Source organism: Streptomyces sp. NPDC046215 (assembly GCF_040646215.1).
GTDB lineage: Bacteria > Actinomycetota > Actinomycetes > Streptomycetales > Streptomycetaceae > Streptomyces > Streptomyces stramineus.
Window position 1 is genome coordinate 1 of the sequence record NZ_JBEYZW010000073.1, and the last position, 15,906, is coordinate 15,906.

Here is a 15,906-nt window from a genome sequence, read left to right on the forward strand (position 1 = left end):
AGCGCCCTGCGGGCGCGTCCTCAACCGCCGGACGGGCTGGTAGTGGCTGAGCTCAGCCATAACCAGCCCGTCCGGCGCTTGAGGACACCCCCGCGCAGCGGTGGTGCACCCCCACGAGCCGCCGGCAAGGGCTCACGCGTGGCAAGCCTCGATCAGCGCGCGCAGCTCGGCCCGCGGCGGGTCGGGCCGTACCGCCAGGTACGCCCGCATGGTGGGGGCGGGCTCGCGGAGCGGGCGGAAGACGACGCCCGGTACCGGCAGTTGGTCGGCGTGCGGGGCGTAGAACACCGTCCAGGCGGGCTTGCCGAAGCCGATGCCGGCCAGGGTGTCCTGGGCGGTGGTGAACTCGGCGCCGAACTCCGGCTCGAACCCCGCCGCGCGGCAGGAGCGGGTCACCAGCTCGTGCAGGGCGGGGTTGCGGGACGGGGCGGACAGGCGCAGCGGCAGGCCGGCGAGGTCGGCCATGTCGATGACGCCGCGCACGGCGAGGTCGTGGCGGGCGGGCAGGGCGACCATGAGGGGGTCGCGCCACAGCGGGAGGAGTTCCAGCCCGGGTTCGCTCCGCTCGCCGCGCAGCAGTGTCGCGTCCAGTTCCCCGGAGCGCACCCGTTTGAGGCGGTCGTCGGTGGTGCCGGTGACCAGTTCCAGTTCGGCGCGGGGCGCGAGGCGGGCGAACGCGGCGAGGATGGTGTCCAGCCGTGCGCCGAGCCCGGAGCTCGTGCCGAGCCGCAGGGTGCCGGCTCGTTCGGCGCGCAGGTCGTCGATCGCCGCCAGGGCCCGTGAGCGGGCGGCCAGCACTTCCCGGGCGTGCGGCAGCAGCCGCCGGCCGGCCTCGGTCAGCCGCACGCTGCGGGTGGTGCGGTCGAAGAGCTCGGCGTCCAGTTCCCGTTCGAGTCGGCGGATCTGCTGGCTCACGGCGGACTGCACGATGTGCAGCCGCTCGGCGGCCCGTCCGAAGTGCAGCTCCTCGGCCACCGTGAGGAAGTAGCGCAGTTGCCGGATCTCCATGCCCACCCCGTGCTCGGCCCCGCATTGATCACTGTTCGCGATGAGTGTAAGCGCGGTTCCCTCCTTGGTCGGCGGCCGTGATCGCGGTGAGGTGGAGTCACCCAGCCGATCGAAGGAGCAGGTCATGCCGTACCTGGACGTGAACGACACCACCCTCTACATCGAGGACGAGGGCAGCGGTCCGGCCCTGCTCTTCCTGCACGGCTGGGGGACCAGCGGGCGGGTGTGGGGCGGGCAGCTGCGCGAGTTCGTCCGGGACCACCGGGTCGTCACCGTCGACGGCCGCGGCTGCGGCCGGTCGGCCCGGCCCGCCCGGGGCAACACCGTCGACGGTTCGGTCGCCGATCTCGTGGCGCTCATCGGCGCGCTGGGCCTGGACCGCCCGGTCGTCGTCGGGTCGTCGATCGGCGCGGTCCTCGCGACGGAGCTGGGCCTGCGCCACCCCTCGCTGATCGGGGGCATCGTCGCGGTGGACGGGCCCGGTTACTGGCCCGCGGCGACGGGGGCCCTCGGGGAGCTGACGCCCGGGCTGCGGGACGACCGGGCCGGCCTGCTGGCCGGCTGGGTGCCGGAGTGGTTCGCGCCGGGCACGGCCCCGGCCCTGATCGACTGGACGGTCCGGCAGATCCTGGACTCGGGCGTCTACATCGACGAGCAGCTCGATGTGTTCGCCACCTACGACCCGCGCCCGCGCCTGCCCGGGCTGACGGTGCCCGTCCACTACCTCCACGGCGAGCTGGACGCTCCCATCCCGCCGGAGGTCGCGTGGACGCTCGCGGCGCTCACCCCCGGCGCCGAGGTGACCATGATCCACGGCGCGGGCCACATGCCGCAGTTGGAGCGGCCGGCCGAGTTCAACGCCGCGCTGCGCGCCGCCCTCACCCGGTTGCGGGCCGCGGCCTGACATCCACCGGACATCTGCGAAGAAGACGAAGAGAACAGGAAACACCATGCCCGGAACCAGCTTGCGGATCAGCGGCGGCGACGCCGTCGTGGAGTACGACGTGACCGGCACCGGGCCGGGGCTCGTGCTCGTGCACGGCACCGGCGTCGGCCGGGAGCAGTGGCTGCCGCTCACGGAGGCGGTCGCCGACCGGTTCACCGTCGTCGCCCCCGACCTGTCGGGGTCGGGCGGCACGACCGACCACGGTGGGCCGCTGTCCCTGGCCGACCTCGCCGAGGAGGTCCTCGCGGCCGCGGACGACGCCGGTCTGGACACCTTCCACCTGGTCGGTCACTCGCTCGGCGCGGTGACGGCGGCCCACCTCGCGAGCACCCGCCCGGGCCGTGTCCGGTCCCTGGCCCTGCACGCCGGGTGGGCGTACACCGACACCCGGATGGACGCGGAGTTCCGGCACTGGCTCGCCCTGTTGCGGGCGGACGCGGAGAACGGGACGTCCCTGTTCGCCCGGATGCTGCCGCTGATGGCCTTCGGCCCCCGGTACTGGGAGCGCACGGACGCCGCCGCGAACGAGGAGCTCGTAGCGGCCCTGCCGGCCGTGTTCGCCCCGGGCATCGCGCGCCAGACCGAGATCGACCGCAGGGTCGACCTGCGTCCGCTCCTCGGCCGCGTCACCGCGCCCACCCTCGTCCTGGCCAGCGCCCACGACCGGCTGGTGGGCGCCGACCAGCAGCGGGCGCTGCTGGCGGGCATCCCGCACGCCCGGTACGCGGAGATCGACGCGGGTCACGGCGCGCCGGGCGAGGACCCGGCCGGCTTCGCCGCGCGGATCGCCGCGTTTCTTGACGAGCAACCGGTGTCACCGCGGGAGGGCGCGGCGAGCGCCTGCTGAGCGCCCCGGCCGGCGAGGGTGCCGGCGGTCTTCGACCGCGGGGTGTACCTCCGCTGCGCGGCGGTACACCCCCATAACCCGCCGGCAAGGCACTAGCGTTCCGACAGCTCCGCCGGGGCCTCCTGGACCACCCAGCCGTTGCCGTCCGGGTCCTCGAAGGACATGAACGAGTTCCAGGTCTCGCCCTTGCCGTCCTCCCAGCCGGTCGCGCCGACGTGGCGGACCGGGGAGACGTCGACGCCCCGGGCCACCAGCTCCTCCCGGGCGGCCTCGATGTCCGTGACACAGAGCTGAAGCCCCTGGAGCGTCCCCGGGGCCATCACCTTCATGCCGGGCGCGGTGGGCAGCCCCCGGAGCATGGCGATCGAACACCGGGAGCCGGGCGGGGTCATCTGGATGATGCGCATGCCGGCGACGACCTCGTCGTCGAGGTCGACCTTGAAGCCGACCTTCTCGGCGTAGAACTCCTTGGCCCGGTCCATGTCGGTAACAGGGACCGGGACGACTTCGAGTGTCCAGTTCACGGAATGTCTCCTCATCGGCAGCGGCGGGGCCCGGCGCGTCTTGTCACCCCCGGCGAACGTTCTCCGGGCGCGGCCACGAACACCAGGGCGAGTCCACCGTCGCCCATGGAGGAGTCGTCGCGCACGTCGAATCGCCAGTTCGGGTCAGACCGCGGGGAGCGCCCCGGTCGTCTCACGGGGGCGCCGTCACCCTCAGCCTGGTGGGCGAGCGGGTCGCGGCCGGCGGCAGCCGCAGGGGCCCGGAGCCGGGGGTGAGCGAGCCGAGGACGCTCGCGTGCCGGGCCCCGGTGCACGCCGGCACCGTCCCGGGCAGGCCGTGCGCGGTGAGGAACCCCAGCACCGCGAAGGCGTAGGACTCCTTGGCCGCCGGCGGAAGGCCCGCCGCGTCGGAGGTGCGCACCGGGACGCCGGGCAGCTCGGCCGCGAGCATGCGCATGAGCGTCGGGTTGCGGGTGCCGCCCCCGGAGGCGATCACTTCGGTGCCCGCGTGGTCGCGGACGGCGTCGGCCACGGTGCGGGCGGTGAGCGCGGTGAGCGTGGCGACGACGTCCTGGGGGGCCGGGGAGGCCCCTGGCAGCCCGGCCAGGGCGGCCAGCAGGTAGGGGAGGTGGAAGAGTTCCTTGCCGGTGGTCTTCGGGGCGGGCCGCGCGTAGTACGGCTCGGCGAGCAGCCGGTCCAGGAGCGGCCGGTGCACCGTGCCCCGGGCGGCCAGGGCGCCGTCGGTGTCGAGAGGGTCGCGGCCGTGCGAGAAGTGCCGGACGGCGGCGTCGACGAGGGCGTTCGCGGGCCCGGTGTCGTACGCGAGGGGGCCCCGCGGGCCGCCGCTGACCGTGATGTTGGCGATGCCGCCGAGGTTGAGGGCGACCGGCCGGCCCGGCCTGTCGCGCAGCCACATGAGGTCCACGGCGGCGACCAGCGGGGCGCCCTGCCCGCCCGCGGCCACGTCGCGGGCGCGGAAGTCGGAGACGACGGGCAGCCCGGTGCGCTCGGCGATCCAGGACGGCCGGCCGATCTGGAGGGTGCCGCGGACGCGGCCGTCCGCCGTCCAGTGGAAGACGGTCTGGCCGTGGGAGGCGATGAGTTCCGCCCGGCCCGCGCACAGCTCCCGGCCGGCCCGGTGGGCGACCTCGGCGAAGGTCTGCCCGATGAGGGTGTCCAGGGCGCAGACGGCTTCCAGGGTGGTGTCCGCCGGGGGCAGCGCGGCGGTGAGGGCGGCGCGCAGGCGCTCGTCGTACGCCTGGCTGAGCGTGCCCAGGGGCGTCAGGTGCAGGGTGTCGGCGTCGAGCCGCAGGTCGGCCGCCGCGGCGTCGACGGCGTCGTGGGACGTGCCCGACATCAGACCGATCACGCGCATGGCCACCAGTGTGCCCCCGCTCCCCCGCCGGTCAGTCCCGCAACGCGCGCCGGTGGTCGTCGGCGCGCAGGGTCAGCAGCGCCGGCACGCTGACCGCGCAGGCCGCCATGGCGTAGTAGGCCGGGACGGCGGGGTCGGCGGTCCGTCCGCCCAGTTCGGTGATGACGAGGCCGGCGCAGCCGGAGAAGACCGCGTTGGCGAGCGCGTAGGCCAGGCCCAGGCCCGTGCAGCGCACCCGGGTGGGGAACATCTCCGCCAGCATCGCCGGCCCCGGTCCGGCCATCAGCCCGACGACCGCCCCCGCGAGGAGGACCGCGAGCCCCTTGGCGGCCGTCGGCGCCCCTTCGCTCCGCAGGACGGCCAGCAGGGGCAGGGCGAGGAGGACGACCAGCCCCGCGCCGGCGGCCATGACGGGCCGGCGGCCGACGCGGTCGCTCAGCGCCCCGGCGGGGAGGATCGTCAGGGCGAAGCCGAGATCGGCCAGCACCGTGGCGGCCAGCGCCTCCTGGAACGTGGCGCCGAGGGTGTGCTGGAGGTACGCCGGGAGGACGACCAGGAAGGTGTAGCCGGCCGCCGACCAGCCCATGATCCGCCCGATGCCCAGCACGACCGCCCGCAGCACCTCGCCCGGCGGCGCCGGGAGGGCGCCCGCGCGGGGCGCTCCGCCGCCGCGGCGGGTCTGCTGGAACGCGGGGGTCTCGTCGAGCCGCAGCCGGAGCCACAGCGCCGTCAGGCCGAGCGGCAGGGCCGCCAGGAACGGCACCCGCCAGCCCCAGTCGTACAGCGCGCCCGGCCCGAGGGCCGTCGCCGCGCCCGCCGCGAGGCCCGCGCCCGCGAGCAGCCCCAGGGCGACGGTGAACGACTGCCACGCCCCGTACCGTCCGCGCCGCCCGGGCGGCGCGGACTCCGTCATCAGTGCCACGGCGCCGCCGAACTCCCCGCCCGCGGAGAGGCCCTGCAGCGCGCGGACGGCGGTGAGGACCCAGGGGGCGGCGGCCCCGAGCGTCGCGTAGGTGGGCAGGAGCCCGATCGCGGTGGTGGAGCCCGTCATGAGGAGCAGCGCCAGGACGAGGGCGGGGCGCCGGCCGAACCTGTCCCCGGCGCGGCCGAACAGGGCGGCGCCCAGCGGCCGGAAGAAGAAGGCCAGCGCGAACGACGCGTAGGACTTCACCAGGCTCTCGGTGCCACCGGCCCCGCTGTCACCGCCGGCACCGCTGAAGAAGTTGGCGGCGAAGACCGTGGCGAAGCAGCCGTAGACCCCGAACTCGTACCACTCGATGAAGTTGCCCACCGAGCCCGCGATCAGGGCACGCCGCGCCCGGGTGCGGTGGGCGGCCGGGGGGCCGCCGGTGGCGCGTACGGTCACCGCGGCCTCCTCCGTGAGCGACGGCCGTCCCGCAACCGGAGAAGCTTACGGCCGCGCGGCGCCGGGTGCCGGAATTCATCACACCTTGAGCAGCCGTGAGCCCGGCGCGCACCGGGCCCGTAGGACTGGATGGCAAGCGCGTACGAGCACCGGAACACACGATTCTCGGGCGTTCGTACGCATCCGCCCGCTCCGAGCTGGAGGTCCTTCCGTTGAACCACCGTCGTGTCACACGTCGCAGCGGCATCGCTGTCGCCGCCGCCGCTGCCGCCGGCATCGCGGCAGCGGCGATACTGCTCCCCCACGCCAACGCGAACACGGACAGCGCGGGTGAGCCCCGGACGTTCACCTCGCAGTCGGCCACCCGGCTCGCGGCCTCGCTCGACCCCGAGGTCCGGGAGAAGACGGCCGGCTGGTACCTGGACGGCGCCACGGGCCGCATGGTGGTGAACGTGGTGTCGAAGGACGCCGCGCGCCGGGTCGGGGCCGAGGGGGCCGTCCCGAGGATCGTGCGCAACAGCGCCGCCTCGCTGAAGGCCGCCGCCCGGACGCTGAGCAGCGACGCCTCGGTGCCCGGCACGGCCTGGTCGGTGGACCCGCGGACGAACAAGGTCGTGGTCACCGCCGACAGGACGGTGACGGGCGGCAGGCTGGAGGCGCTCACGAAGGTCACCGACCGGATGGGCGGGCTCGTGCGGGTGAAGCGGTCGCCGGGCGAGTTCCGGCGGTACGACGGCGGGGCCGCTGCGCACGGCCCCGCGGCGGGCGATTCCCGGCCGGGTGCCGCTCGGCCCGGCGGGTCCGGCGCGACCGCGCCCGGGGCCGGCGACGGGGCCGGCGGGTCCGGCGCGGGCGGGTCCGGATCCGGGGGATCCGGCGCGGGCGGTCCGGTCGGTGGCAGTGCCATCTTCGGGGCCGGGGCCCGCTGTTCACTCGGTTTCAATGTCACGGTTCAGGGGGCGCCGGCCTTCCTCACGGCGGGGCACTGCGGCAACGCCTCGCGGTCCTGGACGGCGGACCAGGCGGGCGGTGTGCGCCTGGGCAGCGTCGTGACCTCACAGTTCCCCGGCGCCGACTTCGCGCTGGTGAAGTACGACGACCCCGGCGCCCGGCCGGCGAGCGCGGTCGGCCTGGAGGGCGGCGCGGTCCAGCAGATCACCGGGGCCGCCGAGGCGAGCGTGGGGCTGCGGGTGCAGCGGACCGGCAGCACGACGGGGCTCAAGGACGGCACCGTCACGGGCCTGGGCGCGACGGTGAACTACGGCAACGGGGACATCGTCAACGGCCTCGTCCAGACGGACGTGTGCGCCGAACCGGGGGACAGCGGAGGCGCGTTGTTCGCCGGCGAGTCGGCCGTGGGGCTCACCTCCGGCGGCAGTGGTGACTGCACGCAGGGAGGCGAGACCTTCTTCCAGCCGGTGACCGCCGCGCTGCAGGCCACGGGTGCCGTCATCGGCGCCGGGGGCGAGGGGGCCGTCGCCCGGCGGTGACCCCGCGCGGCGGGCGAGGCCGCCGCGCCCTGAGCCGTCGTCAGGGCGCGGCGGCCTCCTGGCCTTCCGTGTCGACCCGGGGCAGGACGAGCACCCCCCAGGTGACCATCACCGCCCCGACGGCCTCCGGGACCAGCCACCACCCGGTGCGGACGCGGTCCCCGTACACCAGGATCCCCAGGGCCAGGCTGACCAGGCCCTCGCCGAGGGTGAGGGCGGGCTGGGAGGCGATGAGCGGGCCGGATTCCATGGCGTTGGCCAGCAGGAACAGGGCACAGGCCCCCGCCGCGACGAACGCGTAGGTCTGCCAGGTGGTGACGAACGCTCCGGCGCCGCGCCGGTCGAAGGTGTCGGTGGCGGACTTCATCAAGGTGGCGGTGAGGGCGTAGCCGATCGCGGAGGCCGAGCTGAAGAGGGCCGCGCGCGCCTTTCCCCGCGGGCGCGGCAGCGCGGCCAGCACGCAGAGCGCCATGGCCGCGCCGGTGGCGCAGAGGGTCACCGCCCACAGGGCGGGGGCGACGTCGGTCTGTCCGCCGGAGGGCGCGGCCGAGGCCAGGCCCACGCCGAGGCCGGCGGCGACCGCGACGGCCGCCGCCCAGCCCACCGCGGGCAGCCGCCGCCGGGAGAACGCGCCGGCGATCAGGAGGGTGAAGGGCAGCTCGGTGACGAGGATGAGCTGCACCAGGGACAGCGACCCCAGGGTCAGGGCCAGGGCCTGGCAGGCCGCGGCGCCCACGATCACGGCGATCCCGCCGAGCCAGGCCGGGCTGTGCACCAGGTGCCGCACCAGGCGGACGCTGAACGCGTCGCCGGGGGGCACGGTCCGCGCGGCCATCCGCTGCAGGACGGTGCCCGTGGCGTTGCCGGTGGCCGCGAGCAGGGCGAACAGCGCGGAGAGCAAGGCTGACACGAAGACGATCCCCCTTCCGTCGGCGCGGGTCCTGACCGCCACGGTGGCAGAGCGGCCGGGCGGTCCGGAACCGCAGCACCGCGCGAGGGTCACGGTCACGCGTTCGGCCGTGCCCGGGGCGGGGCCGGGGGCCGCACGCGCGCGACCCTGCCACTAGAATGCGATCTTTGTTCGATTGACACTCTGTGGGGGGCCACCATGAGGGCAGAACTGAGAGACACCGCGGGCGCGTTGGCCAAGCTGCTGTGGCGGGAGCACATCGTGTACCGGGACCGGGTGGGGCACGTGGTCATCCGGGGCGAGCACGTCCAGCGCTGGATCAGCCTCGCCCCCACCGGGGGCCGTGACGAGGTGCTCATCCGCGCGGGCCGCATCCTCGACGGCGGCACCACCGCGCCGGCCCGCTCGGAAGCGGTCGTGCCGCTCTCGGCAGGGACGGGCGCGCTCGCCGCGGTCTGCCGCCGGCTGCTCGCCGACGCCGCGGCCGACGCGGCGCCGAGCGCACCGGGCCGGGCGCGGGCCGCCCGGCCCCGGCGCACCGCCCGCTCCGCGCGCCCCGGCCGTCACACGGGCCTCGCCTCCTGGGTCGTCATCGCCTGCGTGGTCGCCCTGGTGGCCTTCTGCGTCCACAGCATCGTGGCGACCGGCAGGTAGGGGGGAGCACCGGGCACGGGACAGGGGTGGGACGAACGGGTGAGGGCTCGGAACCTCACCGCCGCGCCGGAGTTACTCAGAGCGCCACCCACTCGGCACAAACCCGCTCGAAAGGCCCGCCCGTGCTCAAGAAGGTACTCGCGACGCTCGCCCTCACCGCCACCGCCGCCGCGGTCGCCACCGCTCCCGCGCTCGCGGTCGGCGACGACCGGAACGTCGCGAACGGCAACGGCGCGAAGACCGGTTACGGCAACACCGTGACCGGAGGCAAGGCGAGCCCGCAGATGAGCGCGATCCAGGGCAGCCTGAACAAGCTGTGCGTGGGCGTCGGCAAGATCGGCATCCAGTCGCTCGCTCTGATCAACGTCGGCGTCCAGGACATCCCGATCCTCACGTCGCAGCAACAGCAGCAGTGCACCGACAACTCCACGATCAGCGACGGCGACGACCCGCTCGGCCACCTGGCCGACGAGATCGGCCTGCTCGCGGTCAACGGCTCCGGGAACAAGGGCTGACCCCCTTCCCGCCCGTCTCACCGGCGCCCCGCGCCCTCGTGTCGTCCCCGACCGGACGGACACGAAGGCGCGGGGTGCCGCCGTGTCCGGACGGCACCGGGGGCGCGCTCAGCCGAGCAGGAGGGCCGCGTACTGGAACTCCGGCTCCACCCAGTGCTTGCGGCAGCGGAAGCCGCACGCGTCCAGCTCGGCGAGCAGCTCGGTCAGGTCGAATTTGTGCAGCACGTCGTGGAAGAACGTCTCGCCCTCGGCGAAGTCGAGGACCGTGCCGAGCCCCGGCAGGGCGACCCGCTGCCGCCGGGTGCTGCGGATCTCGCCCCGCACCTGCCGGCGGGGGACGTCATAGACGACGTCCGGCACGAAGGCGGCGAGGTCGAAGTCCGCACCGTATTCCCTGTTCAGGTGGGTGAGGGTGTTGAGGGCGAACATCCTGCGCACCGGGCGGCCGCCGTCGAGCCCGGCCCGGTAGGCCTCGCGCACGGTGTCCACCGGCCGGTAGAGGTCCGCGCAGAGCAAGACGTGGTCGCGGGGCCGGCAGCTCGCCCGCAGGTCCCGCAGGAAATGGGTGCGCTCGGGGCGCGTCAGGCAGCCGAAGGTGCTGCCGAGCATCGCCATGAGGCGGCCGGGGCCGTCGGCGGGCAGCCACGGCAGGGCGGTGGCGAAGTCACCGTGCACCGCGGTGACCCGGGCGCCCGGAAAGCGGTCCGCGATGCGGCGGGCGGCCGTCCGCATGGGCTCCGCGCTGACGTCGATGCCGGTGTACCCGGCAAGGGCCCCGCGCCCGGCCATGGCCTCCAGCAGGAGCTCCGACTTCTGCGCGCTGCCGGCACCGAGGTCGACGAGCTCGCCCGCGTCGCAGAGCAGCGCGATCTCACCGGCGTGCGCGGACAGCAGTCTGCGTTCGGCGCGCGGGGGGTAGTAGGCGGGCAGCCGGCTGATCTCCTCGAACAGCTGTGAGCCCGTGGCGTCGTACCCGTAGCGGTGCGGGATCCGCCGGGGCCTCTCGCCCAGACCCGCCAACAGCTCTTCTGCGCCGCCGCCTCCGTCGCCGTGGACGAGGCCGACATCGGTCACCCGCATCTGTCACCACTCATCCGCGCCGCTCCCGGGGCCGCTTCCCGCTCCTTCCTACCATCCGGGCGCGCGGGGCGCGCGCGGAGCCGGCCGGCGCCGAGCCCGAACAGCAATATGTCCGCATTGCGGATATATGCTATACATCATGGTGAAGCCTGGACAGCCGCGACTCCGTCGCACGAGGGGCCCGTGGTCCCTCGTTCTGCTGTCCCCGGTCATTCTGACCGTGGTCATCGCCGGTCTGGCGTACTCCACGCCCCCGGAGATGGCCTTCAGCCGCATCCTGCCCGCCGCCCCCGCGCTCGCCGCCGCCATGTGGCCCGTGCTGCCCACCGTGCTGCTGGGGACGGTCTGCTTTCTGCTCATGATCGGCCTCAGCCTCGTCTTCCCCGACCTCGGGGTGTGGTACACGGTCGCGGGCATCGTCGCCGTCACCGTGGCGGCCGCGTACGGAAGTCACGTCCGGCTCCAGCGGGAGCAGTCCCTCTTCCAGGTCCGGCTGGTCGCCGACGCGGCGCAGCAGGTGGTCCTGAGCCCGATGCCGCGCTGCTTCGGGGGCGTCGAGATCGAGTCGCTGTACCTCGCGGCCGCCGCGGAGGCCCGGATCGGGGGCGACCTCTACGAGGTGGCCGACACGCGGTTCGGGGTGCGGCTGCTCATCGGCGACGTGCGGGGCAAGGGGCTGCCGGCGGTGGGCGCGGCCGCGGCGGTGGTCAACTCCTTCCGGGAGGCGGCCTACGACGAGCCCGACCTCGGCGGCATCGCGCGCCGCCTGGAGGCCAGCAGCACCCGTTACGGCGCCGCGTTCTCCCCCGACGACCTGATGGAGCGCTTCACCACCGCCGTTCTGGTGGAGATCCCCTACGAGGGCGGTCTCGTCAGGGTCCTCAACTGCGGGCATCCGCCGCCGCTGCTCCTGGGCCGGGACGGGCTGCGCGTCCTGAACCCCACGGCCCCCTCGCCGCTCCTGAACCTCGCGGACCTGATCGGTGATCACTACGTCATCGACACCTTCGACTTCGCCTGCGGCGACCAGCTGCTCCTCTACACCGACGGCGTCACCGAGGCCCGCGACCGCCACGGCACGTTCTTCCCGCTGGCGGACTGGATGGGGCGGCAGACCGCGGCGCACCCCCGCGAGCTGCTCGACGGGCTCTACCGCGACCTCCTCGCGTACAGCGCGGGGGGCCTCGACGATGACATCGCCGCGCTCGCGGTGCGCTGGCGCGAGAGCCCGGACCCGCTCGACAGCCGGAAGGCTCAGCCGGCATAGCCCCGGCCCGCCGCGGCACCCCGGCAGCCCGCGGGGAAGATCTTCAACGTTTCCGGTGTTGACGCCACGCACCAGTCTTCGCCCGCACTTTCCCGCACGTGACAGGAGTGGACCACCGCATGCCCAGCACCTCCTCCACCCAGGCGACCGCGCAGATCGGCGTCACCGGACTCGCCGTCATGGGCAGCAACCTCGCCCGCAACTTCGCCCGGCACGGGCACACCGTCGCCGTGCACAACCGCACCGCCGCCAGGACCACGGCCCTGATCGAAGAACACGGCCACGAGGGCGACTTCATACCCGCCACGACCGCCGAGGAGTTCGTCGCCGCGCTGGAGAAGCCCAGACGGATCGTCGTCATGGTCAAGGCCGGCGCCCCCACCGACGCCGTCATCGACGAGTTCGCGCCCCTCCTCGAAGAGGGCGACATGATCATCGACGGCGGCAACGCCCACTTCGCCGACACCCGCCGCCGCGAGCAGGCGCTGCGCGAGCGCGGCCTGCACTTCGTCGGCGCCGGCATCTCCGGCGGCGAGGAGGGCGCCCTCAACGGCCCGAGCATCATGCCCGGCGGCTCGGAGGAGTCCTACAAGGCCCTCGGGCCGCTCCTGGAGTCCATCGCCGCCAAGGCCCCGGACGGCAGCCCCTGTTGCGCCCACATCGGCCCCGACGCCGCCGGACACTTCGTCAAGATGGTTCACAACGGCATCGAGTACGCCGACATGCAGCTCATCGCGGAGGCGTACGACCTGCTCCGCACGGTGGCCGGCTACGCGCCCGGCCGGATCGCGGAGACGTTCCGCACCTGGAACACCGGCCGGCTCGACTCGTACCTCATCGAGATCACCGCTGAGGTCCTCGCCCACACCGACGCCGCCACCGGCCGCCCCTTCGTGGACGTGGTGGCCGACGAGGCCGAGCAGAAGGGGACCGGGCGGTGGACCGTGCAGACCGCGCTCGACCTGGGCGTCCCGGTCTCCGGCATCGCCGAGGCCGTCTTCGCCCGCTCGGTCTCCGGCCACACCGGCCTGCGCCGGGCCGCGCACGGCCTGCCGGGGCCGCGGCGCGAGGCCCTCGCCCCCGCCGAGGCCGAGGCGTTCGCGGCCCGGGTGGAGGAGGCCCTCTACGCGTCGAAGGTCGTCTCGTACGCCCAGGGCTGGAACATGATCAGCTCCGCGAGCGGCGCGTACGGGTGGGACATCGACCTCGGCGCGGTGGCCGGCATCTGGCGCGGCGGCTGCATCATCCGGGCCGCCTTCCTGGACCGGATCCGCAGCGCGTTCGCCGCCGAACCGGGCCTGCCCACGCTGCTGGCCGACCCGGGGTTCGCCGGGGAGATCGGACGGGCCCAGGACGCCTGGCGCTCGGTCGTGGCCACCGCCGTGGGCCACGGCGTGCCCACGCCGGGCTTCTCGGCCGCCCTCGCCTACTACGACGCGCTGCGCGCGGACCGGCTGCCCGCCGCCCTGACCCAGGGGCAGCGCGATTACTTCGGCGCGCACACCTATCGGCGTACTGACCGCGAAGGATCGTTCCACACGCTCTGGGGCGGGGACCGCGGCGAGGAGCGCACCGGCTGAGACCGGCCGGGCCACCGGGGAAAGTCGCTGGTGGGGGCGGTGCCACGGGCTGAAGCGGCCAAGTACGGGAAGGCGCCGGGCAGGTGGGAAGTACGTAAATCTCCCCACCTGCCGGTTCTGTCCGGACCTGCGTCTTAGCAGGTCAGAAAGGGGTTGCGGGGACCCTTGGCATAGACCCGGCGAAGGGAGTGGGCTTAACTTATGCGCTATGACCTCCCCCCGCAGCACCTACGGCGGTGGCTACTACGCCTCGCCGTCGTTCCCGGACACCCCCATCTACGACAGCCTGGTCGCCGAGCGGGGCACTCCGCAGATCGCGCCCATCCGGGTGTCGTCCCCGTACGACGGCGGGAGCCAGCTGCCCGCCCTCCCCGCGCTGCCCTCCGGCCCCTCCGCCGGTCAGGCGCCCCAGGGCGGTTACGCCGGCCAGGCGCCGCAGTACGGCCACCCGGGCGGTCAGCAGCCCGGCGGCCTCCAGCAGGCGCCCGCGCCGTACATCCCGCAGCAGGGGGCGCCCCGCGGCTACCCCGGCCCGCAGCAGTACCAGCAGCCGCGGCCCGCGGCGGCCGGCCCGACCGGGTACGACGCGATGCGCCCGGTCGCCCCCCGCCCGGCGCCCGCCCCGTACGAGGACCCGTACAACCGGCAGCAGTACCCGAACCAGGGGAGCTACTGACCGCCCTGTGATCGATTCGGCCCGGGGTTTGCCGTTCGGCGGCCCGAGCCGAATGGCAGGATGGCCCCATGCCGACGCCTGTCCTGACCGCGATCCACTTCTACCCCGTCAAGTCGATGGCGGGGTGCGCGCCCGACGAAGCCGCGGTGGAGCCGTGGGGCCTCGCCGGGGACCGGCGGTGGATGGTGTCCGACGAGAGCGGGCTGCTGATAACCCAGCGGCAGCAGCCGAGACTCGCGCTGGCCTCGTCCCGGCCGCTGCCGGGCGGCGGCGTGCGGATCGACGCCCCCGGGGTCGGGGCGCTGGACGTCGCGGTGCCGGAGCCGGCCGGGGGCGCCGGCACGGTCACGGTGCAGGTGTTCCGGGACAAGGTCGAGGCGGTGCCCGCCGGGGCCGCCGCGGACGCGTGGGTCAGTGAGTTCCTGGGCCGGGAAGCCCGGCTCCTCCACCTGGACGACCCGGGCCGGCGCCGCCCGATCGACCCCGACTACTCCCGCCCCGGGGAGACCGTGAGCTTCGCCGACGGCTATCCGCTGCTGCTCACCGCGCTCTCCTCCCTCGCCACCCTCAACTCCCTGATAGCCCGGACCGATCTCGCCCACGAGACGCCGCTGCCGATGGACCGCTTCCGGCCCAACGTCGTCGTGGACCACACCGACCCCTGGGCCGAGGACGGCTGGCGGCGCGTCCGCATCGGCGAGGTGACCTTCCGGGCCGTGAAGCCCTCCGGCCGCTGCGTCGTCACCACCGTCGACCAGCGAACGGCCGTGCGGGGCAAGGAACCGCTGCGGACGCTCGCCCGGGAGCACCGCATCGGCAAGGCGGCCGTCTTCGGCCAGAACCTCATCCCCGAGCACACCGGGATCCTGCGCGTCGGTGACGAGGTCGAGATCCTCGCCTGACCGCGGCCGGCCCCGGGCCCGGCCGCAGTCCCTCCCCCACCCGCACGCCACCCGTCAACGCACCGCCGTGAACGGCATCCGGAGGGGGTGACTTTGCTCTCTCTGCCGTCTTCCTCCGCATGCGATGCCCTGTGTGAGGTATTTACGGACGCGGAAGGGGGTGAGCGCGGTGCGCGCGACGCGATTCGGATGGCGGTGGCGCCGCAATCCGCTGCGCCGCCCGACCGATGTCCTGGAGGCATGGGTCGGAGTGGCCTCGGTGACGCTGGTGATGCTGGCCGGTCCGTCCGCCGGCTGGGCGACGGGCTCGCTCGCCCACGGCGCGCTCCAGCAGACGGTGCGGGAACAGCACCGCCACCGGCACCTGGTGACCGCGACGGCCGTGCGCAGCCTGCCGGGCCGGGCCCCCGGGACCGACGGCGAGAGCGCGGCGAGCCGCGAGGGGCACCACCGGGTGGTCGCCCACTGGCCCTGCCCGGACGGCGGGAAGTGCTCCGGGGTGGTCGCCGTCCGCCGGCCCGCGCCCGCCGGATTCCGGTTCCCGCTGTGGACCGACGACGGCGGGCGGGTCTCGGGCCGGCCCATGGACCGGGAGACCGCCGTGATCCACGCGGTGCTCGCGGGCGTCGCCACGGCCGCCGGGGTGGGCGGTCTGGTCGACGGCGCCCGGCGGCTCGTCGTATGGCGGCTCACGCAGCGGCGGTACGCCCGCTGGGACCGCGCGTGGCGCCAGGCCGCGCACACCTGGGGCCGGGCGGGCGCGGGCAGCTGACCGGTCAACTCCCGT

At 74.7% G+C, this 15,906-nt stretch carries 16 protein-coding genes; 10 read left to right on the forward strand and 6 right to left on the reverse strand.

The window, feature by feature from the left end; genetic code table 11:
- Positions 1-132 precede the first annotated feature (132 nt).
- Positions 133-1,008, reverse strand: a complete 876-nt coding sequence (locus tag ABZ951_RS25770) for a LysR family transcriptional regulator (RefSeq protein ID WP_344087627.1) — start codon at positions 1,006-1,008, stop codon at positions 133-135.
- A gap of 124 nt (positions 1,009-1,132) precedes the next feature.
- Between ABZ951_RS25770 and ABZ951_RS25775 the strand changes: the two genes are divergently transcribed.
- Both ABZ951_RS25775 and ABZ951_RS25780 read left to right on the forward strand, forming a co-directional pair.
- Positions 1,133-1,912: an alpha/beta hydrolase gene (locus ABZ951_RS25775; RefSeq protein ID WP_344087630.1), complete on the forward strand. Its 780-nt coding sequence runs from the start codon at positions 1,133-1,135 to the stop codon at positions 1,910-1,912.
- 46 nt (positions 1,913-1,958) lie between these two features.
- On the forward strand, positions 1,959-2,801 hold the full coding sequence (locus tag ABZ951_RS25780) for an alpha/beta fold hydrolase (protein ID WP_344087633.1): 843 nt from the start codon (positions 1,959-1,961) through the stop codon (positions 2,799-2,801).
- Between the two features lie 92 nt (positions 2,802-2,893).
- Here the strand turns inward: ABZ951_RS25780 and ABZ951_RS25785 are convergent, their stop codons facing one another.
- The 3 genes from ABZ951_RS25785 to ABZ951_RS25795 form a co-directional block, all read right to left on the reverse strand.
- A complete protein-coding gene (locus tag ABZ951_RS25785) occupies positions 2,894-3,325 on the reverse strand; it encodes a VOC family protein (protein ID WP_344087636.1) in 432 nt (143 codons plus the stop codon).
- Between the two features lie 172 nt (positions 3,326-3,497).
- Positions 3,498-4,679 (reverse strand): anhydro-N-acetylmuramic acid kinase, encoded by a 1,182-nt coding sequence (locus tag ABZ951_RS25790; RefSeq protein ID WP_344087639.1) that lies wholly within the window; start codon positions 4,677-4,679, stop codon positions 3,498-3,500.
- A 31-nt stretch (positions 4,680-4,710) separates the two neighbouring features.
- A complete protein-coding gene (locus ABZ951_RS25795) occupies positions 4,711-6,045 on the reverse strand; it encodes an MFS transporter (RefSeq protein ID WP_344087642.1) in 1,335 nt (444 codons plus the stop codon).
- Positions 6,046-6,257: 212 nt separating this feature from the next.
- Here ABZ951_RS25795 and ABZ951_RS25800 point away from each other — a divergent pair, with 212 nt between their 5' ends.
- Positions 6,258-7,535, forward strand: coding sequence for a S1 family peptidase (locus tag ABZ951_RS25800; protein ID WP_344087645.1), 1,278 nt, complete (start codon positions 6,258-6,260; stop codon positions 7,533-7,535).
- A gap of 40 nt (positions 7,536-7,575) precedes the next feature.
- Here ABZ951_RS25800 and ABZ951_RS25805 read toward each other — a convergent pair whose 3' ends face one another.
- A complete protein-coding gene (locus tag ABZ951_RS25805; protein WP_344087648.1) occupies positions 7,576-8,445 on the reverse strand; it encodes a DMT family transporter in 870 nt (289 codons plus the stop codon).
- Positions 8,446-8,643: 198 nt separating this feature from the next.
- Here ABZ951_RS25805 and ABZ951_RS25810 point away from each other — a divergent pair, with 198 nt between their 5' ends.
- Positions 8,644-9,099 (forward strand): hypothetical protein, encoded by a 456-nt coding sequence (locus ABZ951_RS25810; RefSeq protein ID WP_361280795.1) that lies wholly within the window; start codon positions 8,644-8,646, stop codon positions 9,097-9,099.
- Positions 9,100-9,221: 122 nt separating this feature from the next.
- Positions 9,222-9,614, forward strand: a complete 393-nt coding sequence (locus tag ABZ951_RS25815) for a rodlin (protein ID WP_344097810.1) — start codon at positions 9,222-9,224, stop codon at positions 9,612-9,614.
- A 108-nt stretch (positions 9,615-9,722) separates the two neighbouring features.
- Here ABZ951_RS25815 and ABZ951_RS25820 read toward each other — a convergent pair whose 3' ends face one another.
- Positions 9,723-10,694, reverse strand: coding sequence for an L-histidine N(alpha)-methyltransferase (locus tag ABZ951_RS25820; protein WP_344097809.1), 972 nt, complete (start codon positions 10,692-10,694; stop codon positions 9,723-9,725).
- A gap of 139 nt (positions 10,695-10,833) precedes the next feature.
- Between ABZ951_RS25820 and ABZ951_RS25825 the strand changes: the two genes are divergently transcribed.
- From ABZ951_RS25825 to ABZ951_RS25845, 5 genes are all read left to right on the forward strand, one after another.
- Complete coding sequence (locus ABZ951_RS25825) at positions 10,834-11,961, forward strand: PP2C family protein-serine/threonine phosphatase (RefSeq protein WP_344097808.1); 1,128 nt, start codon at positions 10,834-10,836, stop codon at positions 11,959-11,961.
- Positions 11,962-12,080: 119 nt separating this feature from the next.
- Entirely contained in the window at positions 12,081-13,541 is a 1,461-nt protein-coding gene (gene gndA, locus ABZ951_RS25830) for an NADP-dependent phosphogluconate dehydrogenase (RefSeq protein ID WP_344097806.1), read from the forward strand.
- A gap of 208 nt (positions 13,542-13,749) precedes the next feature.
- Positions 13,750-14,217: a DUF6643 family protein gene (locus ABZ951_RS25835; RefSeq protein WP_344097805.1), complete on the forward strand. Its 468-nt coding sequence runs from the start codon at positions 13,750-13,752 to the stop codon at positions 14,215-14,217.
- A 68-nt stretch (positions 14,218-14,285) separates the two neighbouring features.
- The gene (locus ABZ951_RS25840; RefSeq protein WP_344097804.1) at positions 14,286-15,119 is read left to right on the forward strand and encodes an MOSC N-terminal beta barrel domain-containing protein; all 834 of its coding nucleotides are present in this window, start codon (positions 14,286-14,288) and stop codon (positions 15,117-15,119) included.
- Between the two features lie 169 nt (positions 15,120-15,288).
- Entirely contained in the window at positions 15,289-15,891 is a 603-nt protein-coding gene (locus ABZ951_RS25845; protein WP_344097802.1) for a hypothetical protein, read from the forward strand.
- Positions 15,892-15,906: the final 15 nt, after the last annotated feature.

What these genes read in the sequence shown, in the direction of transcription:
- ABZ951_RS25825 (WP_344097808.1), top strand. Translation starts at nt 10,834, where the DNA reads ATGGTGAAGCCTGGACAGCCGCGACTCCGTCGCACGAGGGGCCCGTGG.
- ABZ951_RS25810 (WP_361280795.1), top strand. Translation starts at nt 8,644, where the DNA reads ATGAGGGCAGAACTGAGAGACACCGCGGGCGCGTTGGCCAAGCTGCTG.
- gndA (WP_344097806.1), top strand. Translation starts at nt 12,081, where the DNA reads ATGCCCAGCACCTCCTCCACCCAGGCGACCGCGCAGATCGGCGTCACC.
- ABZ951_RS25770 (WP_344087627.1), bottom strand. Translation starts at nt 1,008, where the DNA reads ATGGAGATCCGGCAACTGCGCTACTTCCTCACGGTGGCCGAGGAGCTG.
- ABZ951_RS25840 (WP_344097804.1), top strand. Translation starts at nt 14,286, where the DNA reads ATGCCGACGCCTGTCCTGACCGCGATCCACTTCTACCCCGTCAAGTCG.
- ABZ951_RS25775 (WP_344087630.1), top strand. Translation starts at nt 1,133, where the DNA reads ATGCCGTACCTGGACGTGAACGACACCACCCTCTACATCGAGGACGAG.
- ABZ951_RS25790 (WP_344087639.1), bottom strand. Translation starts at nt 4,679, where the DNA reads ATGCGCGTGATCGGTCTGATGTCGGGCACGTCCCACGACGCCGTCGAC.
- ABZ951_RS25835 (WP_344097805.1), top strand. Translation starts at nt 13,750, where the DNA reads ATGACCTCCCCCCGCAGCACCTACGGCGGTGGCTACTACGCCTCGCCG.
- ABZ951_RS25780 (WP_344087633.1), top strand. Translation starts at nt 1,959, where the DNA reads ATGCCCGGAACCAGCTTGCGGATCAGCGGCGGCGACGCCGTCGTGGAG.
- ABZ951_RS25820 (WP_344097809.1), bottom strand. Translation starts at nt 10,694, where the DNA reads ATGCGGGTGACCGATGTCGGCCTCGTCCACGGCGACGGAGGCGGCGGC.